The sequence below is a fragment of the Allorhizobium ampelinum S4 genome, assembly GCF_000016285.1.
GTDB lineage: Bacteria > Pseudomonadota > Alphaproteobacteria > Rhizobiales > Rhizobiaceae > Allorhizobium > Allorhizobium ampelinum.
Genome location: NC_011984.1, coordinates 1 through 19,357, shown reverse-complemented (window position 1 = coordinate 19,357; position 19,357 = coordinate 1). Strand labels below are relative to the sequence as shown.

Annotated in this window: 15 protein-coding genes and 8 pseudogenes; 11 read left to right on the top strand and 12 right to left on the bottom strand. The window is 57.7% G+C overall.

The genetic code is table 11. The features are described from left to right. Positions 1–18 precede the first annotated feature (18 nt). Positions 19–300: pseudogene (locus AVI_RS31865) on the top strand (cysteine hydrolase family protein); the annotation flags it as partial. Positions 301–379: 79 nt separating this feature from the next. On the opposite strand, the gene AVI_RS31860 reads toward AVI_RS31865, so the two are convergent. Beyond that, the gene (locus AVI_RS31860) at positions 380–601 is read right to left on the bottom strand and encodes a hypothetical protein (RefSeq protein WP_417883971.1); all 222 of its coding nucleotides are present in this window, start codon (positions 599–601) and stop codon (positions 380–382) included. Positions 602–894: 293 nt separating this feature from the next. Between AVI_RS31860 and AVI_RS23570 the strand changes: the two genes are divergently transcribed. Both AVI_RS23570 and AVI_RS23565 read left to right on the top strand, forming a co-directional pair. Continuing rightward, positions 895–1,254: a response regulator gene (locus AVI_RS23570; protein WP_041699302.1), complete on the top strand. Its 360-nt coding sequence runs from the start codon at positions 895–897 to the stop codon at positions 1,252–1,254. A 108-nt stretch (positions 1,255–1,362) separates the two neighbouring features. Continuing rightward, positions 1,363–2,405: pseudogene (locus AVI_RS23565) on the top strand (sensor histidine kinase); the annotation flags it as partial. Positions 2,406–2,490: 85 nt separating this feature from the next. Here AVI_RS23565 and AVI_RS23560 read toward each other — a convergent pair. After that, positions 2,491–2,992: pseudogene (locus AVI_RS23560) on the bottom strand (transposase); the annotation flags it as partial. Between the two features lie 72 nt (positions 2,993–3,064). Beyond that, positions 3,065–3,933 (bottom strand): annotated as a pseudogene (locus AVI_RS23555) (reverse transcriptase domain-containing protein); the annotation flags it as partial. Between the two features lie 144 nt (positions 3,934–4,077). Between AVI_RS23555 and AVI_RS31250 the strand changes: the two are divergent. The 3 genes and pseudogenes from AVI_RS31250 (at position 4,078) to AVI_RS23540 (ending at position 6,434) form a co-directional block, all read left to right on the top strand. Then, a complete protein-coding gene (locus AVI_RS31250; protein WP_049777436.1) occupies positions 4,078–4,374 on the top strand; it encodes a hypothetical protein in 297 nt (98 codons plus the stop codon). Then, the gene (locus tag AVI_RS23550; protein ID WP_244427805.1) at positions 4,343–5,032 is read left to right on the top strand and encodes a tyrosine-type recombinase/integrase; all 690 of its coding nucleotides are present in this window, start codon (positions 4,343–4,345) and stop codon (positions 5,030–5,032) included. The genes AVI_RS31250 and AVI_RS23550 overlap by 32 nt, the downstream gene beginning before the upstream one ends. Positions 5,033–5,083: 51 nt before the next feature. Beyond that, positions 5,084–6,434: pseudogene (locus AVI_RS23540) on the top strand (IS3 family transposase). Positions 6,435–6,608: 174 nt separating this feature from the next. Here AVI_RS23540 and AVI_RS23535 read toward each other — a convergent pair. Together AVI_RS23535 and AVI_RS23530 are read right to left on the bottom strand one after the other, a co-directional pair. After that, on the bottom strand, positions 6,609–7,241 hold the full coding sequence (locus AVI_RS23535) for a toll/interleukin-1 receptor domain-containing protein (RefSeq protein WP_080517069.1): 633 nt from the start codon (positions 7,239–7,241) through the stop codon (positions 6,609–6,611). A 284-nt stretch (positions 7,242–7,525) separates the two neighbouring features. Further along, on the bottom strand, positions 7,526–8,218 hold the full coding sequence (locus AVI_RS23530; RefSeq protein ID WP_012650483.1) for a DUF72 domain-containing protein: 693 nt from the start codon (positions 8,216–8,218) through the stop codon (positions 7,526–7,528). 132 nt (positions 8,219–8,350) lie between these two features. On the opposite strand from AVI_RS23530, the pseudogene AVI_RS23525 reads away from it, so the two are divergent. Both AVI_RS23525 and AVI_RS23520 read left to right on the top strand, forming a co-directional pair. Beyond that, positions 8,351–8,567, top strand: a pseudogene (locus AVI_RS23525) (DUF3072 domain-containing protein). 103 nt (positions 8,568–8,670) lie between these two features. Further along, a complete protein-coding gene (locus tag AVI_RS23520; RefSeq protein WP_139191523.1) occupies positions 8,671–8,946 on the top strand; it encodes a hypothetical protein in 276 nt (91 codons plus the stop codon). Here AVI_RS23520 and scpB read toward each other — a convergent pair. Next, positions 8,936–9,644 (bottom strand): annotated as a pseudogene (scpB, locus tag AVI_RS23515) (SMC-Scp complex subunit ScpB). The gene AVI_RS23520 and the pseudogene scpB overlap by 11 nt on opposite strands. A gap of 2 nt (positions 9,645–9,646) precedes the next feature. After that, the gene (locus tag AVI_RS23510) at positions 9,647–10,600 is read right to left on the bottom strand and encodes a DUF1403 family protein (protein WP_041699298.1); all 954 of its coding nucleotides are present in this window, start codon (positions 10,598–10,600) and stop codon (positions 9,647–9,649) included. A gap of 124 nt (positions 10,601–10,724) precedes the next feature. On the opposite strand from AVI_RS23510, the gene AVI_RS23505 reads away from it, so the two are divergent. Continuing rightward, entirely contained in the window at positions 10,725–11,858 is a 1,134-nt protein-coding gene (locus AVI_RS23505) for a site-specific integrase (RefSeq protein ID WP_012650478.1), read from the top strand. A gap of 307 nt (positions 11,859–12,165) precedes the next feature. Here AVI_RS23505 and AVI_RS23500 read toward each other — a convergent pair whose 3' ends face one another. Next, entirely contained in the window at positions 12,166–13,245 is a 1,080-nt protein-coding gene (locus AVI_RS23500) for a sensor histidine kinase (protein ID WP_012650477.1), read from the bottom strand. Positions 13,246–13,780: 535 nt separating this feature from the next. Between AVI_RS23500 and AVI_RS31540 the strand changes: the two are divergent. Further along, positions 13,781–13,917 (top strand): annotated as a pseudogene (locus AVI_RS31540) (integrase); the annotation flags it as partial. Positions 13,918–13,975: 58 nt separating this feature from the next. On the opposite strand, the gene AVI_RS29860 reads toward AVI_RS31540, so the two are convergent. Next, positions 13,976–14,335 carry a GFA family protein gene (locus AVI_RS29860; RefSeq protein ID WP_335337354.1) on the bottom strand — a complete coding sequence of 120 codons (360 nt, stop codon included), beginning with the start codon at positions 14,333–14,335 and terminating at the stop codon, positions 13,976–13,978. Positions 14,336–14,577: 242 nt separating this feature from the next. Here AVI_RS29860 and AVI_RS23495 point away from each other — a divergent pair, with 242 nt between their 5' ends. Beyond that, positions 14,578–15,519, top strand: a complete 942-nt coding sequence (locus AVI_RS23495) for a recombinase family protein (protein ID WP_012650476.1) — start codon at positions 14,578–14,580, stop codon at positions 15,517–15,519. Between the two features lie 5 nt (positions 15,520–15,524). On the opposite strand, the gene repC is transcribed toward AVI_RS23495, so the two are convergent. From repC to repA, 3 genes are all read right to left on the bottom strand, one after another. Continuing rightward, positions 15,525–16,844: a plasmid replication protein RepC gene (repC, locus tag AVI_RS23490; RefSeq protein WP_041699296.1), complete on the bottom strand. Its 1,320-nt coding sequence runs from the start codon at positions 16,842–16,844 to the stop codon at positions 15,525–15,527. Between the two features lie 145 nt (positions 16,845–16,989). Next, positions 16,990–17,967 carry a plasmid partitioning protein RepB gene (repB, locus tag AVI_RS23485; protein WP_012650474.1) on the bottom strand — a complete coding sequence of 326 codons (978 nt, stop codon included), beginning with the start codon at positions 17,965–17,967 and terminating at the stop codon, positions 16,990–16,992. Between the two features lie 82 nt (positions 17,968–18,049). Next, the gene (gene repA / locus AVI_RS23480; protein ID WP_012650473.1) at positions 18,050–19,249 is read right to left on the bottom strand and encodes a plasmid partitioning protein RepA; all 1,200 of its coding nucleotides are present in this window, start codon (positions 19,247–19,249) and stop codon (positions 18,050–18,052) included. Between the last annotated feature and the right edge of the window lie 108 nt (positions 19,250–19,357).

The window sequence follows — 19,357 nt, the reverse complement described above, 5'->3', positions numbered from 1 at the left end:
CCGCACCGCGATTACTCCATGTTTAAGTTATGCGGCCATGGCTGGTTCGTCCAACAGGCTGCGAGGATCTGCCACCGAACTCGCGGGCTTCACGCCATCCTTGCTGAGGCTAGTGCCCCCGCGCGGACTTTCGACAAGATGACCTACTCCCCCTGGGTTGATGGCAGGCCATTCATCCACTTGCGGCGGAAATGCGTCGAGACCATCGTTGCTACCGGCGGAAAGAGCGACGTCTGCGTGCTGGCGACGGTATTCGGCGCTATCGATCTCGGTTTCCACGTGATCGTGTTCAGCGACACCGTTTGTAGTTGTGCAGACAAGACCCACGATGCTGCCGCCGAACTGCTTGGCGAACGGTTTTCAGTGAAGCTTGACTTGCTTAAAACTGATGAATTTCTCGCGACGGCGGGATCAGCTCGAACCTTTCCAAGAGGTGCCGCCTATCACCGGCCGATCGGCTTGCATCCTCGATGCACCAACCGAATGACCAAGCTTCAGCCTTCTGTATCCATTCTTCCTTTTTTCCAGCTTCTTGTGAACCAGAGACGTAAGGCAGGACAGGATTGGCATCAATCTTCACCCCGAGCACGCGTGCATTCATTCCACGCTGTTGCCAATCCAGCGAAACCTGTATGTCGAGATACATTCTGATCCTCATGATCATCGAGCGTGAGGCCGGTACCGGCTATTTCGAATCGAAACTGACTAAACGTATACTGGTTAACTCAGCCTCGTCAAGAGGTGCAATGTCTTGAGAAGGCTCGCCGAATGGCGACAATGGTGCGAAGATTTCCCCCAAGCGGACACCTCGCATATAGCGACAATTAGAGGAACAAAGGCGACTTCAGGCAGGTACCCGGACGATCCGCCACCCCAGGAGGGATGAGAAGAAGCATGGTGCCAATCAAGGTTCTGATTGTGGAAGACGAGCCCATTATCCGCATGACGATAGCAGACGATCTGATCGATGCGGGCTTTGACGTCTGTGAGGCGGCCAATGCCAGTGACGCATTGACTGTCCTGAGCGAGCCCCACGATATTCGTGCGATCTTCACCGACATCGATATGCCCGGAGAATTGAACGGCATCGAATTTGCACACGTGGTGCGAAGTCGCTGGCCGCCGATCGAAATCATCATCACCTCCGGACACAAGCGGGTCGGACCTGCGGATATTCCTTCACGCAGTTGCTTTTTCCCAAAACCATATGCTCATGCCGATATTGTTTCTGTCATCAAACGAATGGTCGGGTAGGCTGTAGGTGACATTTCGACGCTTGTATTTTCGCCAAAGGTTTTTGAAGCGACCGGAGATCCATCGTGCTATGCAGAGCCATCCTGCCCCTCTGTTGAGCACGTTTCCATGAGTGAGCCCGAAGACAAGAACCTTTCCCCAGAAGGTATAGCTAGCCTACGCCAACTTGCCGAAGCCCTGGATGACCACCGGTTTCGACAGTTTCTCGATCATGTGCCGTTCGCCGTCGCTGTATCCGAGCTTGGAGAAAGCGAGGCGCTGATCTATGTCAATCTGGAGTTTGAGCGGCTGACGTCGCTGACCGCGAACCAGGTTCAGGGAAAATCCTGGTCGAATGTCGATCTCAATGCCGGCGCAGTCGCAGGCGAAGGATCGCTGACATCCGCGGTGACGTCCGGAGAAGAGTATATCGGGGCGTTCTTTTTGGCCGGCGGGCCGGGCGAGAGCCTGACGATCGATGTATGGTCGAACACGATCGTCGACGATGACGGTGCTCCACTTTTTCGCCTGGTCGCCTTTGCTGCTCGCAACCAGGCCTCATCGGATCAAAGTGTCAGTGAGATGCTGGCGGAAAAAGACGTTCTTCTGCGCGAACTGCAGCACCGGGTCAAAAACAATTTTCAGATGATCACTGCACTGATCAGGATGGAGGCGCGCAACGTTCAGCACAGCGAAGCAAGTGAGCGGTTTGCGCAGCTTGCAGGGCGGATCGAGGCACTCGCCCTGCTTTATCGCTCGCTGTCGGACGAGGAAAAATGCGGGACGATCGACCTTGGCTCCTACGTCAACCAGATCGCTGCCTCGGTGATGACCGCGCACGCCGTGGAAGGGATCAGGCTGGACATGAAGGTCGACACCTGGCCCGCGTCGGTCAATGTCGCGATGCCTGCGGGCCTCGTCGTCAACGAGCTTTTGACCAACGCGCTGAAGCACGCTTTCATCGGCCAAGATGGGGAGAAATTACCCTGCGCTGCGTCGTCGATGACACCGGCTGCCGTATCACAGTTGCCGATAACGGCGCGGGCCTTCTTCAGGCCACTTGGCCGAAACGCGGGAAATTGAGCGCGATGATCGTTCAGTCGTTAAAACAGAACGCCCGGGCCGATATCGAAGTCAACTCGTCGCCGCAGGCCGGCATGAGTGTCACGCTTGCCGCCATCCAGCGATGCCGTGACAAGAGCTGGCTCGGGTTGTCTGAACAGTTTCGGGCGTTTTGTAAGTGGATTTCCGCCTCGATTATGCTGCCATCATCATTGGTGCCAGCGCGTTGAAGTAGGCCTGATCCGGCGTCTGGCGGTCAAGGGATGAATGTGGGCGTCGGCTATTGTAAAAGCTCAGATATCGGCCAATGCCAGTGCGGGCCTCCGACACGGTCTTGTAGGCGTGGAGGTAGACTTCCTCGTATTTGATCGAACGCCAGAGCCGCTCGACGAACTACGTTGTCCCGCCACGCACCCTTGCCATCCATCGAGATTGCTATTTCCGCGTTCTTCAGCACCGCCGTGAAGTCCATCGAGGTGAACTGCGAACCCTGATCGGTGTTGAATATTTCAGGCTTTCCATAGCGAGCCAGCGCCTCCTCGACCGCTTCGATGCAGAAGTCCGCCTCCGTCGTAATCGACAGCCGCCACGACAGAACCCTCCGGCTGAACCAGTCCACGACGGCGCAGAGCCTCACGGCAATTGCAAGCAATTGCCTGACGGCCAGGGGATAGACAAAACCGCGAGCCATCGGAAGTGGAGGAGAAGCGCAGATGCGCTTCTCCTCCCCGAACCGTACTTGCACCTTTCAGCGCATACGGCTCTCTATTCAAGCTTGGCCCATGGCCATAGCAACGTCATGGTAATGCGACGTGACGGTGCTGCGGTTCTCGATCCGGAAGCTGTATGGATTTTCCTCCGGATTGCGCCATCGGAATTGCGCTTTGGGGCTTGAGACAAGCCTTTTCAACGCTTTTCCGACGGGTTCACCGCGTTCGTTGCGACCAAACACGAGCCAGGTTTTCGCCTTGTCCGGTTCCGGGACCCTGAACCATTTCAACATCAAGGGTTTGATGCGGGATCGGTATTTGTGCCCAGCCAATGCGCCATTTTCCAGAACACGACATGATCGATGCGCCGGAAGACGTACGCCGTGAAGTCGGTGAACTTGTAGAACGCCGCCCATCCCACCAATTGGCGGTTCAGGCCAGCGATCATGTCGACCGTACTGACACTATGATTGCCGGATAAGGTTTCAGTGAGCCTGCGAACAAACTCCTTGGCCTTTTCCTTGGGTATCGTCGTGACGATGGACATCCGTCCATGCGCTCCTCGCTTGCGAATGATCCGGTGTCCCAGAAACACGAAGCCGTCATTGATGTGGGTGACATGGGTCTTCTCCATGTTCAGCGTCAGCTTCAACTCGCCTTCCAGAAACGCCCGGCACTCCTCACGGATTTCCTCTGCCTGAGCTCTGGTTCCTTTTACGATCACGACAAAGTCGTCAGCGTATCGGCAATAGGCAACAGCCGGTTTCCATTGCCGTTTCTCGCGATCCGTGATGGGGCGGCCCTGCTTGATGCCGAAGTTCCATGCCCAGCGATCCTTGCGGGCCTTATTGTTCAGGTATTTCGCCTCCAGCCACTTATCAAACTCGTGGAGCATGATGTTGGACACGAGCGGTGACAGCACGCCACCTTATGACCAGCGCTGTAAAATGCACAGTGCTTGGTTGCAGGGGCGGTTTTGTTGGGCTCCTGCACGTAAACACTGCGCATAATCACCGATAAATTGATCACCTGGCCTGGCACGGTGTCGGGCCTGTGATTGGAGATATTGGTGATGGTGGCTTTATCTGCATTGGTTGTTGACCTGGATCGCGAGTTGCTGCGTCTTGGGTATAAAGACTCGACGATGATCTGGTATCGCCAGTGTTGGCGTCGCTTGGAAACATTTTTCGCGGATCTGGGAGTCGAGGAGTTCAGCCTGGAGATCGCGATGGCGTGGGTCGACGCCGCATGCGATTTTTTTGCGAAGGAGCAATCAGGCACGCTCCCGGCAGACGGACGTCTATTTGTTTCGGGTCGCTCAGATGCTGGGAGACTTTGTGGCTCACGGCGCTGTGTTGCGTCGCTATGATCGCCGGGGCGATAAGCTCGCAGCCCATCAGGCTGAGCTGATCGGTAAATTCCAGGCCGCGTTACGTGCCGAGGGTTGTGCAGTTTCGACGGTGCGCACGTATGGGACGCTGGCCGGAGAGTTTCTTTCGTTTGTGGACACGCGCGGCCGACTTACTGAATGCGATGCCAGAACAGTCGAGGCGTTTGTTGCCACCTTGTCCGGATACCAAGCAAAGACGGTCGAACAAAAGCTGTGCGCGGTCCGCTCTTTTCTCAGATACGCGGAGCGCCAGGGGCAGGTCAATGCCGACGTATTGAAGGCTGTCCCGGCGGTGAAGTCCAGCAAGCATGCCAGAGTTCCATCGGTGTGGGATCCCGCCGATGTGGCCAGGATTTTGGATGCCATCGATCAAGGCAATCCCAGCGGCAAAAGGGACTACGCGATTATTACGTTGGTCACGCGGCTCGGTCTGCGGAGCATCGACGTCAAGCGTCTGGAATTGGATGATTTCGACTGGCCGGGCAATCGGCTCTGGGTGAGGCAGACCAAGACCGGGCACCGCATACAACTGCCGCTATTGAAAGACGTTGGCTGGGCGATAATCAACTACATCCGTCATGGCCGACCGTCTACCGATTTGTCCGACATCAGCGCCCATGAGACAGAACTGGCTTAATTGAGAAGAGAGGATTTTCGGCTCATCGTAGCTCATTCAAAGGAAGCGAAGATGAGACAAAAATCCGGGCCGCAGACATCGACGACCGAGAAGACGATCAAGGACATCCGCCGCGCCACGCGCAAGCACCATTCGTCGGAAGAGAAAATTCGCATCGTGCTGGAAGGCCTTCGTGGCGAGGACAGCATTGCCGCAATCTGCCGACGTGAAGGGATTGCCGAGAGCCTGTATTATAGCTGGTCCAAGGAATTCCTCGAAGCTGGCAAGAAGCGGCTTGCGGGCGACACCGCCCGTTCGGCAACCACTGACGAGGTGAAAGCACTGCGCCGTGAAAGCCGCGACCTGAAGGAGGCTCTGGCCGACCTCACCCTGGAAAACCGCCTGCTTAAAAAAAGCATGATCGGGGATGGGGGCGGCGACGAATGAGATATCCCGCCACCGAGAAGCTTGAGATTATCCGGCTCGTGGAAGAATCCCACCTGCCTGCCAAGCAGACCCTCGACAAGCTCGGCATTCCTCGGCCGACCTTCTACCGCTGGTATGATCGTTTCCTGACCTACGGCGTCGAGGGGCTGGAAGACCGGACATCCGCCCCGTCACGGGTATGGAACCGTCTTCCCGACGATGTCAGGGACCGTATCATCGAAATGGCGCTGGATCATGCCGAGTTGTCGCCGCGCGAACTGGCCGTGAAGTTCACCGACACGGAAAGCTATTTCGTATCAGAGGCTTCGGTCTACCGCCTGCTCAAGGCCCACGATCTGATAACGTCGCCCACCTATATCGTCATCAAGGCCAACGACGAGTTCAAGGACAAGACCACGCGCCCGAACGAGATGTGGCAAACTGACTTCACCTATCTGAAGGTCATGGTTGGGGATGGTTCTACCTGTCGACCATCCTCGACGACTTCTCGCGCTACATCATCGCCTGGAAGCTGTGCACCAGCATGAAAGTCGAGGATGTTACCGACACGCTCGACTTGGCGCTTGCGGCATCAGGATGCGACAAGGTCAAGGTCGAACACCGGCCGCGCCTGCTGTCCGACAACGGCCCGTGTTACGTTGCTTCCGATCTCGGTGAATGGCTGGAGAAATACAAGATCGGGCAGGTCCACGGCGCTCCCGGCCATCCGCAAACGCAGGGCAAGATCGAACGCTGGCACCAGACGCTGAAGAACCGCATCCTGCTCGAAAACTACTTCTTCCAGGAGGACCTCGAAGCTCAGGTCGCGGCTTTTGTCGAGCACTAGAACCATCGGCGCTATCACGAAAGCCTCGACAATCTTACCCCAGCCGACGTCTACTCCGGGCGCGGCCAGACCATACTGCTCGAACGCGAAAAGATCAAAAGAGACACCATCAGACAACGCCGCTTGAACCACCAAAAGAAAGCAGCTTAAATCAACGCGCAAACCGAGCCGGAAACTCCATTCTTCCAAAGCCGAGGAAGTCTCAAATCATTCGACGACGGACACTCCCGTGAAAGCCACCTAACCACACTCGACAAGCATTAACAGACATTGCGTCGACGAAAAAATTCAGCGCGAAGGTCGGTATTAGTATTCATCTCTATATCAACGTGAATGCGAGGTTCTCGCCGGCGAGCGTCCGCACTGTTTCGTTCGAACACGCTCCGAATTGTGCTGAAACTGTCTCGCAAAAAGTTTTTTCGATCCAGATCCGTGTGGCGGACTCGTAAGCTCGGTATGTTTTGTCGAGTTGCACCTGTCTGTCCAGCGACGGTGACAGGTGACAAACTTTGCAGCCTCTTGTCTATTAGTCCCGGGGAATACTGGGTTTGCCGAAGGCTTTGCCCGATTCCCAGCAAGGGCGTTACGAACTGCCTCTCGAGCTTCACCCTCACCCAGTTCACAAACATCGACGTAGACAATCGAGCTTAGTAACCCTTGCGGTTCGCATTGACGGACCATTATTGGGAGCAACTTCTGCTTCAATCCCTCTGGATCCGTCCGGAAGGCTGCGGCCCACTCCGATGCGGCGAACTGCGAGTTTAGGTAATCTGGCGATAGTACGACGATCGTTTTATCCGTTGTTTTAGCGGCCTCCTGCATCTGGAGAACAAAATTTGTGCCAGGTAAAAAGTCCCATGCTTGGAGGACGGCCGCGTGCCCCGCATCCTCGACCTCATGCCCGATCCATTCAGCCCACTTCCTGTCTGCACCATTGTAGCTAACGAAGAAACGCATCGTTCCGTGCTCCTGCTTAATAATCATATACACATGTAGTCTCTGTCATTTCAAAGCCAACGCGGCGCTGGTAAGTCTCCGGATCATGCCGACGTGCGGGAACTTCCAAGCATCGACGGCGATAATAGCCTGCATCCTGCTGCAAGACGAAGCGGCCCACGCGGCAAAGATTGAGAATCAGGGGCCACCGTGTGATGAAGGCTAGAGTGCTTCCGCTCGACTGTCATCGCCGACGGTACGATCCGAATGCTGCTTCTATTGCTTCGCGCTCGGGCCGGAGAGCCTCAACGTATTTCAGCCATGTTCAGCGCATTTTCGATCGCGGCACCCGAGGCAGTATTGTCGAACACACACCAGCTATCCGGCGCCAGCAGGGCTGAGAACGACTTGATTTCGTCGTCGGTATAGCTTGAGTAGTAGATTTTTGGCTTGCCATGCAGGCGAACGTATTTCGGCGGTGTGTCGAAATCTTCCACCGGCCATACCGGCGCAGGATCGGCCAGAACCCGGTCGATCCTATAGGTCTTCAGCAGATCCAGCGCTTCGGCCGATGCCCAGCTCTTGTGCCGTACCTCGATGACGATCGGCCCATCATCGGCATCCCGCATCGTCTTGAACGCTGTTTGGAGCACCTCAACATCGAAGGTCAGCGATGGCGGCAGCTGACAGAGCAGTGGTCCACGCTTCTCTCCAAGAGGCGCGATGTCTTCGAGGAAAGTGTCGAACGGCTCGGCGATGTCTCTCATCGCGCTAGTGTGGGTAATCTCCTTAGGAATTTTGACTGCGAACCGGAATGCGTCGGGTACGGAGTGTTCCCACGTTGCGAATGTCGACGTCTTGTGCCGGCGGTAGAAGGTCGAATTGACCTCGACGCCGTCGAAGACCGATGCATATCGGGTGAGGCTGCTTCCTCCCTGCGCAAACCGGTCGGCCACCTTTTTCGGGATAGACCAAGCCGCGGTGGCAATGATCGGCAATTGTCTTCTCCTCAGCTTGGCAATTCGCAAGCGATACGAAGGGCCGGCAGCCGAGTTCCTTACGCCGATCAAGCACAAACCGGAACCATCAACCAGCCAAGAACGTTTGCAGAACGAATTCAGGAGATCGTTATGAGTGACAACCCGAAAACCGATACCTCTTCCAACACGCAGAAAGACCCGGACGACTGGGTCAGCGGCGATGAGCCGATTGACCGGCGCCCAACGCTCCTATCTGAAGACCTTGTCGGAGCAGGCGCATCAGCCCGATACCTGTGCCGAGGATCTAACCAAGGCGGAAGCGTCAAAACGGATCGATGAACTGAAGCAGTCCCTCGATCTGGAGTGACGTGATGTCTCTGATGGCAGATGAACCGCCTGGAGGTCGATGCTGCACGGAACCTTTGTTCGCTGCAGCACTTATGGATCGTCAACCGCGAAAGGACGCGACCATGTCAGACCTGAAGCTTGGTGAACCGATCCCCACAGGCATTCCCGGTATTGAACCGGTCAGCACGGAAGTACAAGATGCCGCCAAGGCGGTCGTCCGGCCGATCGAGCGGACGATTGATAGCGCGGCAGGCGCCTATCCAGATACAGCATTGCTCGACCAGTTGCTGCTTCTTCCAATGAAGCTCGGCCTGTCGATGGCGCTGGCTTCGACGGCAATGCTCGTCAGCCCGATTGCGATGACGAAGCGGCTGCAGACGACCGGTATCATTCAATAAAGGACGCTCCTTCGTCCGCGTCGCTTTCGCCGCCTTCCGAGGCGGCGATTTCTTTTTGAACCGCATGTCGGCTCAGCAGGCCGGCGTCCTCGAGCGCTTCGATATTCGGAAGGTCGCGCAGCGTCTCCATACCGAACGCCGACAGAAAGTGCGGCGTCGTCACATAGGTATAGGGCGCGCCCGGCGTCGGGCTACGCGGCCCGGAGCCGATAAAGCCTGCACCGCGCAAGTTGCCGATGGTATCGCGGCTGACTTCTTTGCCAAAAATCTTCGACAGTTCGCCGCGCGTGACCGGCTGAAAATATCCCACCGCCATCAGCACCATCGCCTCGAACTCTGACAGCGCGGCGGCCCCTCCCCTGGTCGGCGCCGAAGACGCGCGGACAGTTTCCGCGAACCGCGGCCGGGTACGATGCTGCCAGCCGCCGGCGACCGACACCAGCTCGTAAGGCCGGGAACTCAGCTCCTCGCGCAGATCGTCGATCAGCAGATCGATGCTGCAGTCTTGTCCGACCACCCGTGCCAGCGTTCTCGCGCGTGATCGGCTCGGCCGAGGCAAAGATCACCGCCTCGACCCGCAGCATCCATTCGCGCCAGCGCATCTCCGGCGGGAACTGATCCAGTTCACGATCATAAAGAGGTTCCTCCGCGGCGTTCGCCTTTCGGCGTGATGATTTGAGTGCAGCTGATCCGGCCATCGTCATAACCCGAATATTCGAAAGGAGGAGCGGCCGGACAGCTCGCGCACCGCTTCGAAACTTTCGAGCCGCTCAAACAACCGGTTGGCTGCCCAGCGCGACAGGGTGCTGTCAGGCGCCGAGGCTGAGATCGCATCGTCGGCCAGCAATCGGCGGATGACCGGCTCGGCGCCTTTGGTTCGTACTTTCGGAGCGACGGTCAACAACCGCGCAGCGCGGCGGTCGATGTCCACTGCAGACCGTAGCGCGGCCTCAACGCCGTCCACCAATGCCAGGCAGATTGCTTTCGGATAGGCTGGCTCACCCGGCCGGACGCGACCGCGACCACCGATAGTGCGGAACGCCGGGCCAAACCGCTCGGGCAACAGCAGCGGCACGGGTTTCGGCCATTTCAGCTTGTTCGCCAGCACGAGTTCGGCGAGGCTAAGGGCCATTACCTCGGCGTCCGGGCGAACGGCATAGATCGCCGTTATCAGGTCCGCCACCGCGAAGGTTGCTGCTCGCCCGGACTGATTTGCAGAATCGACGATCTCGGGGATCGAAGCAAGGCTGTCGTCCCACTTCATCCCCAGCAGCGCGACAAGCTCCTTAACGAACGGTGTGGTGACAGTCCCGGATTGACGCGCCAGCATTCGTGTGGCCAGAAACAGCTTTCCAGCTGGTCCTGGATCATCACCTGCGGACGTCAACAAAACCGCGTCGCGGATACCGGTTTCTTCCTCGTTGCGACCGAGCGTTCGGGCCGCGACAGCGGCTGATTTCAAGGCAAGGCGGTCGCGCCAGCAGCCGAGCCACGGCGGCTCGGTGCGGATCAAATCGTCGAGGGATTTCAGCGCGATACCGGCGGCGAAGGAGGCGTCAGATTCCGTGATATCGTGCGTTCGCGGCCGCGTCCAGCTCGGCAGGCGGGGCGACCATGTCAAAGTTGGCGCGGTGGCTGGCGCAAGCGAATCCATGCGGCAGAGCATAAACCATGAGCGCGGTTTATGCCAGATATATCGCGTAAAACCGCACGCCCTGTCGGTGAGAAATAATGTCCGATAATCTTGCATTATCGGACATTATGCTCATTATGAAGAAATGGCCCACATCATCGAGCAAAACACCGAAGTTCAGGTCGAGGAGACCTCAGCGCCGTCTCTCAGCACGGGGGCCGGCCGTGATGTTTCCGCGCCGCAAGTTTCGGCGGAAAGCCCCCTCCCCTCCCTCGCCGGCGACGATCATCCACCAGCCCATCTTGTCAGCCTCGCCGATCGGGCTCGGACCTATGTCGAAGCCGCCAGTTCCGCCAACACCCGCAAAGCCTATGCCTCGGATTGGAAGCATTTTGCCGCGTGGTGCCGACGTTCGAACCTCGTCCCCCTCCCTCCGCATCCACAAACGGTCGGGCTTTACATCACAGCCTGCGCTTCCGGCACAGCTGAGCGAGGCTCTAAGGCCAACTCCGTCTCAACTATCGAGCGGCGCCTCTCCTCGCTTTCCTGGAATTATTCGCAGCGCGGCCTCACAATTGATCGCAAGGACAGGCATATCGCAACCGTGATGGCCGGAATTCGCAATAGCCATGCCCGGCCACCCCTGCAGAAGGAGGCGGTGATGGCCGAGGATATCATCGCCATGATCGAGACGCTCGATCGCGGCTCACTCCGCGGCCTGCGCGACCGCGCCATGCTGCTGATCGGCTATGCCGGGGGACTAAGGCGTTCAGAGATCGTTGGTCTCGACCTCAAGCCGGACCAAACCGAAGATGGCCGCGGCTGGATCGAAATCCTCGACAAAGGAATGCTTGTCACCTTGCGCGGTAAAACTGGATGGCGCGAGGTCGAGGTCGGCCGTGGCTCATCCGAGGCCACCTGTCCGGTCGCCGCGGTCGAGACCTGGGTCAAGTTCGCCAAGCTTGCACACGGTCCCCTCTTCCGCCGCGTGACGGGTCAGGGCAAATCCGTCGGCGCCGAGCGTCTCAACGACAAGGAAGTGGCGCGACTGGTGAAACGCGCGGCAATGGCCGCTGGCGTTCGCGGGGACCTCAGTGAGATCGAGCGCGGCTTCAAGTTCTCCGGCCATTCGCTGCGGGCGGGTCTTGCCTCTTCGGCCGAAGTCGATGAGCGTTATGTGCAAAAGCAGTTGGGTCACGCGTCTGCAGAGATGACCCGCAGATATCAGCGGCGGCGTGACCGCTTCAGGGTCAACCTAACGAAGGCCGCGGGGCTTTAAAAACCAGCGTGGCCCCTCCCCTCGCTCGATCAGATCGGTGACCAGCATGCCTCCCGAGGAAACGAAAAAACCCGGTGCGGGAGGAGGTGCACCGGGCTTTCGATTATGACTGACAACTTGGGAGGAGGAGTGCTGCCAGTCGGACAAAGCGGCCCGGGAGGAGGTGGGCGGCCTTGTAACAACAACATAGGCCGCATCGCACAAAAATTCAAGTGGATATTGTGCGGCGCAGCATTTGGCAGACGATCGGCCTCACGCCTGCTATCGGCCACTCCACTGTGACCAACCTGTCTGCGTAGGCCTAAGCCTAAACTGGCGCGGCGAAAGCGGCGCGGGGCATTGAAAGTTTGATCAGGAGGCCGTGCGGCTGCCAATCTCTGGAAACTTCTGCATTGAGGGTGCAGATGATCATCTGTTCCAGCCTCGTGCCGAACCCCGCATTTGTTGGTTCTGGTTTGCCGGAAGATCGTCCGCCCGATTCCAACCATGAAATCTCGAAGCTCTCCTCGCGTGCGCCGAGCGTCACGTCCAATCGACCTTGTACACTGGAGAGTGATCCGTATTTCACGGCATTGGTCGCATATTCATGAAACAGCAATGCAAGGCTCGTTACGCGCTCAGCGCTGATCGGTGCGTCTTCACCATGAAGGCGCCACCGCCCTTCCTCACCCTCGCCGTATGGTGAAAGCAGGCTGGACAAAAGTTCGAAGAGGGTCGTGGAACGCTCCTGAAATGCTTCGTCGCCTGTGAAGCTCGGAAGTGTCATCTCGTGCGCTTGCGAGAGCGCCACGAGACGGTCTTTCATTGAGGACGCGAGTTCGCCCGGCGTCTGCGCGGTGCGGGCCGCCAACGTGATGATGCTGCCGGTGATGGCAAACAGGTTCTTGACCCGATGATGCATCTCCCGAAGCAGAAGATCCTGGCGTTCGGCTGCGCGTTTTCGGTCCGAAATGTCACGGGCGATCTTCGAGGCTCCGATAATCTGGCCGTCGCCGTTGCGGATCGGCGAGATCGTCAGCGAAATGTCGAGTAAGGTGCCATCCTTGCGACGCCTGATTGTTTCGAAATGGTCGACGCGCTCCCCGGCATGAATCCGCGCCAGGATCGCCGGCTCCTCGTCAAGCCGATCCTCCGGAATGAGAATCGTAACCGGCTTATCGACAGCTTCTGCGGCGCTGTATCCGAAAAGCCGCTCGGCGCCCTTGTTCCAGGTGGTGATGATCCCCTGAAGGGATTTGCTGACGATGGCGTCCTCGGACGATTCGATGATAGCAGCCAGGAACGCGGCTGGGTCGTGCGCCGGCTTATCCGCTCCGACGACCGCTTCGGGTCGCTGGAAGTGACCGTCGGCTCCATCGCCATCGCCGGTTTCGTTTTTGTCTGTCATCGGCATCACAAATCCCGGGATGGTATTGATAAAAATGAATGGAAAGAGCCCTACCCTCGTGGGAACCTTAGCTCCCCACGTCAAGAAATAAAGCCTTTTGTGTGGCCCGACTGCTGCAAAATCGCGTCCGGTTTTACGGTGCGGCCGAACCCCACATCCTGGACGACCTTCGCGATGAACGAATTTCCAAAATATCAACCGGCATTTCCCGTCTGGACAGCATTCTTGGAGGCGTCCTTGTCGAGGACGCGTCCTACATGATCGAGGGTCACCCGGGGTGGGGGCGAGACCACCTTCGCCAACCAGGTTGCCTTTGCCAACCTCTCACGAGGCGGTTTGAGGCCTATCCCGGTTCTCCACAACCGGGCGGACGTGTTCGGGGCTATCCTCCGCGATCCGGGTGCATCATGGTCGATGGCGTCATCGAAGCTTCACGACGAGCTCGTTTACCCACGGCTCGGCCGAGATGCTTTAGGGTTTGTTGGAGAAGCTGGACCAAATGGAGTGAGCTCTTCCACTCAATGCGGTCGAATCTCACCCGCTCCGGGCGCGTCTCGCCTCCCCTGCCGGAGTCGATAGCGCTGTGTCCAGAAGCAGCTGGGACATGCGTCTCCGGAGATGGCCCGCAGATATCAACGACGGCGGGATCGCTCTCGCATGAATTTAACCTAGGCTGCAGGGGTTATCGCTTGGCCCTCCCCTATCCGGCGATGCTATTTGGTTCGCAGACTTACCCAGGGATGAGCAGACTCGTTGTAGACGCTCTGGTCCAGTTCGAACCGCTCTGCATCCTCGAAGCACCCAAGGCAACGGCAACCAGGCCGGGTCGGAACTCCGGCAGCCAGTAAACGGACGATCCGCAGTCTGAGCAGAAGTGAAACGTCAAATTCATTCCGCTATCCCCGGATCGGACGTATGTTCGCGATTCCCCCGCGATGACAACCTCAGAACGCTCGAAAAAGACAGCCACCCCAAATGGCGAGCCTGTCCGGCGCTGGCAGGATTTACAGTGACAGGCGGAAACCTTGCGCGGTTCGCCCGTCGCAACAGCCGACAACTTGCCGCATGAGCATTTCGCAACTTGCTTCATACCGTCATTTCCCATTACCTGAGATCTCCTAGATCCGTTCCGGCTGAGGGCGAACTGACCCTCCAAGCGGCGGTCCAATTCGCGGTGTGCCGCCCCAAGATATACGGCAACGAGGAAGACGTCACGGGACGGTGCCGCATGCGAAAAATTCCGCCCCATTGAATAGAGACGTCCACAAATGATCGTTTATCCTTATCCTCTGCATTTGGAAAACTGCCCTTCACACTCCTGAGGCGCTGCAAATGGTCGCTAACACGAACAATCGGGCTTCCCGTCCACCACAGGGCCGGCTGATCGGCTATGCACGCGTCTCTACGGACGAGCAGGCGACGGAAGCCCAGGAGATCGACCTGCGATCGGCCGGGTGCGATGTGATCGTCCAGGAACACGGATCCGGCGCCTCGCGTGCCCGCCCTACCCTTTCCAAACTCGTTCGCGAGATCGGCGCCGGCGACACGCTCGTTGTGGTACGGCTCGATCGCCTTGCGCGTTCCGTCAGCCATCTTCTCGAGGTCATTGAGGATCTGACTGAGAGAGGAGCGCATTTCCGATCTCTGCACGATCCCATCGACACATCGACGCCACAGGGAATGTTTTCGCTGCAGGTGCTCGGCGCTGTGGCGCAGCTCGAACGCGCGTTGATCTCCGAACGAACGAAGGCTGGCATAAGAGCGGCGAAGTCCAAGGGGAAGTTGCCCGGCAACCCCGGCATCCGCGAGAAACGCCCTGATATGCTGGCGAGGATGACCGCAGCGCAGAAAGCGGCTTACGGCGAGCGTGTCCAGGCCTCCGCAAACCAATGGCTTCCGACCGTTCGGCGCATGCGGCCGGATCACACGTGGGACGATATCGCCCGCATGCTCAAGCAGCGCGGCCTTGACTGGACGCCCGAACGTCTTCGTCGCGCGGTGAGGTGGCTGGTGGCGGAACGCATGGCCGATCCGGCTTTGCTTCGCAAGTCCCCTCCCCGTCTGCCCGAGGACCGGCTGATGACGCTGGTCGCAGGCATCCATTCCTCCAACACGGGCCTGACGCTGCGCGAAATCGGCACCCAGCTGGAAAAGCTGCATGAGCGCACCCCACGCGGCGGCTCCAAATGGTCGCCCTCCTCCGTGAAGAACCTCATCGATCGCGCCCGACGTTCCGGATTGATCGCCGACGTCGACTTGACCGGCGCTGAGTAGCGAGGTCACCACGATCTCGGCTTCTGAAGGCTTCTCAGAAGCGATTCCGACACGTGGACACGGCTATCGTCTTCGGGATATTCATCCGTTCGCGGCTTTCCGGCGCTGGCCGCGTGTTTCCGCTCGTCCAACTTCGCCCGGAGCAACGCCATGACCATCGGCCAGGTCGAAAACTTCCCGCCCTTCGCCCGATCGGTCAGGCTGCGTAGATAACCGCCAGCGTTGTTGATCTGGCCGGCCCGCTGATAGATCGCCGCCAGCGTGATGGTGGCGTGCTGCTCACCCATGGTTTCTCGCGCCTCTCGCCAAGCGCTCGGGCTGATACCCAGCATCGGCCGGGCAAGCTCCGCTGCTGCCAGCAAGTCGCGCCAATGCCGGATTATCCCTCCTTGCGCCAGTTCCCGCATTTCGGGGCAGGCATCTAGCACGATCCCCAAGGGCAGCTCGCGTTTCGGCAAGCTCCGCACATTGTCGGTTTCCGCAGCGTCGCCGCCCGCTTCATCTTTTTCTCGAAAGCCATATTCAGATTCAAACTTACAGTCTGGATTTGAATTCTGTATGTGGCGACCGGAATGGGACTCATTGCCATCCAGATTCTGTGTTTTTGTGAATGTTTCCAATACGTCACGGATGTCCGTCCAGAGCTCCTGAAGCTCCTGCGCTATCCTCTCTACTAGCTGGCGAGGCGCAGAGCGAGGCAACCGGCCGATAATGCCCTGATAGGTCTCAGTGACCCGTCCCCAGTTCCCAGGGACACCCTCGTCAATGCCTGTTTCGATCATCTTGACGATGTCACGCCGCAGCAGTGTGAGGCGCTCCTTCACGACTCGGAAGGCCTTTTTTTCGGCCTGAACCGCTAGGGCGAGGTCTTGGAACTCTTCCGCTCGGGCGACGATCGGCGACAGATCGAAGCCGTAGGCCTGCTCGACCTCCCCTCCTCTGCCCTTGCGAGCGAACCGCTTGCCGTTGGGACTGTCTCGACGTATGATTAATCCGCAGTCGACGAGCACGGCGATGTGCCGACGCAGCGTCGTAGCGGGCATGCCGTTGGCCCGTGCCGTCAGTTGCTCGTTAGACGGCCACACGATGAGCTCAGCATCTCCGGTCAGTGCCGTTTCCGGGTGAAACGTCAACAGCGCGTTCAAGATCGTGAGCGATCGGTCCGTGGCGCCGATCAGTTCTCGGGTTTCACGGATGTGCTGGAAGACCTGCCACTTGTGGGCGACAGTGTCCGGCGCGACCGCTTTTGCGGCCATCTGGCTTGCAATATGGCCGAGCGTCATCGGCCGCCGCCCAAAGGGCGTCGTTACATTTATAGCAGTCATTGTCTTCACCTTTCAAAAGGCAAAGCAAAAGCGCCTGTCGAAACGACAGTTATGTCTTGACTGCGATTCCGGGAAATGCGATTCTCTTAGCGACCAAACTGAGAGAGGCCTTTCGGAACGCTGTTTCGGAGGGCTTTTTCTTTGCTCAGTTGCTCCCTTCTTCGCCGTTGGTGCCATTGCGGGCATTCACGTAGGATCGATAGAGTTCAGGTAGCATCGTCATCACGTAGCTGCCGAACTCCGGCGCCGCACGCTTGTCAATGATCAACGTAAGAGACTTGTCGTCGTCTCTGACCTTTGCCGCTTTCACCCCATCCTCCGCCGTCCATACGCGGGCGCGCGGCGCGGAATTCTTAGCTGGAGCGAGTTCCTCAAACACTCGCACAAACCTCTCGTCAGAAGATTTTTCCTTCAGTGGCCCTAGCAGGTGCGTGCGCACTTTTTCCAAAACACCCTTCCGCTCAAAGCGGCTCGCGAGTTCCACCCAGCGATCGCGTCCAGCTTTAGGCGCAGGGCCAATCATCCGAATAATATCGGCTGGTATACGGGCAGCTGTGGAAATCAGGTGGGATACAGCAGCTTTGTCCGCACCGAGGGCCGCCATGATCAATTGCCTTGAATATCCTCGGCTCTCAAGCTCAGCGGCATACAGAGCCTTCTCGATGTAGGATAAGTCCTTCCTCGCACTGTTTTCCTGGCCTTGCGCCAGAATAAGCTCCTCGTCAGTCATCTGCCGAATGGCCGCTTTGACAAGCCGCCCGGCGGCTTTCACAGCGCGCAGTCGGCGGCGCCCATAAGCGATCTGGTACCGCCCTTCGGTCGCTGGGTGCGGCCGAACCAAAATCGGTACCTGTTGCCCATGTTCCTTGATCTGCGCCGAGAATTCCTCGAAGTGCTCTTCGCTTTCGTCAAGGCGATCGGTGACATCGGGAGCATCAATCAGATCGGGGTCGATCTCGCTGATAGATTGCGATTTCAGCATTTCGATTGATCGTGAAACCGCGCCGATAGCACCACGGGCACTAAAGGTGCTTTGCTCTGGCAATGGAGGCGTTTCAGTCGGAGAGTTGTCGGCCGACAACTTCGCAGGAACCAGGTCCGACAGAAGGTGCTTGCGAGCCATTAGACGGCTCCTTTCAGGAGAAACTGATTGGGCATTGGGGTAAAAGTTGTCGCCCGACAACTTTCTATTTTCGCCGACCGTTTCATGACGATCTTCCCCACGCCTTGTGGACCAACTGTTCAATCTCAGAGTTGACGTTCTCAAGAGCCTCCATCGCCCTATCGTAGGTCGCGCGCGTGAACTGATCGCGGCTAACCTCGTAGAGCGTTTGTTTGGTGATCCCCGCATCGGAGATGGCGGTGCTCTTCAACATTGGATGATTGAGAACATGGTCTCCAAACATCGTCCGCATGAAGGACACCATCTGGTTCTGCGGTCCGTCGCCAGGCTCATAGCGCGTGACGAGGTAGCGCATCCAATCGTAATTCATGCTCCCACCAGCATCGGCAACGACGCTGAGCAGCTCAGATGTCATAAGAAGAAACTGGCACATCGACATGACGTCGAGCATTTGAGGATGAACGGTTACCAACACTGCAGTCGCAGCGCAGAGTGCCGAAATCGTTAAAAAGCCTAGTTGGGGAGGGCAGTCGACAACGACAACATCATAACTGTCGGCGACGGAGGCAATGGCTTCATCCATTCGGGTGAAGAAGATATTCTTGCGATCATTGGAGCCGAGAACTTTCGCCGTGTCATGCTCGAACTCCATGAGCTCAAGATTCCCAGGGACTAAATCGAGATTCGTAAAGTAGGTCTTCTTGATGACGTCCTTTAGCGGACGACGTTCTTCGTCGTACCGCATTGCGCCATACAGAGTTTCGTTGTCCTTGACGTCGAACTCGGGCTGAAAGCCGTGTAGTGCCGACATACTGGCCTGTGGATCGAGATCGATTGCAAGAACACGGTAGCCATTCAAAGCAAGATATTGAGCAAGGTGCGCTGCGGTCGTTGTCTTTCCGCTACCACCCTTGAAATTGACGACGGTGATGACTTGTAAATGCTCCTTACCCGAGCGCTTGGGTGAATAGCGCCGATCGTTCTTTCCGTTTTGATCGAGATACTCGCGGAGGGCTTGGATCGTCTCGATGGTGTACGAGCGGCGATTGTTGTTTCCGATCTCGGGCTGCGGACCTTTGCCCTCAATTGACAAGTGGCGAAGGTATCCGTCATTGACACCAATAAGTTTGGCGGCTTCCGTCGACGAGAAGGAGCGCAGGGTTTTGCGCGCCTCCGGCGGGTACAGCTTCACACGATGCTCATGCAAGGCCCCCGACAGGTCTCGGGCATGAGCGCCGATCAGTTTATGAATAGCCTTCTGAAGCTGAGCCGGATTTTCCACGACTTCCTCTCGTACACACGGTAATTTTCGTAAACACACCTATTTACCGTGGATAGGTCAACCGATTCCATCGTGTTTTGCAAGATATTTAAAGTTAACCAATAGTTA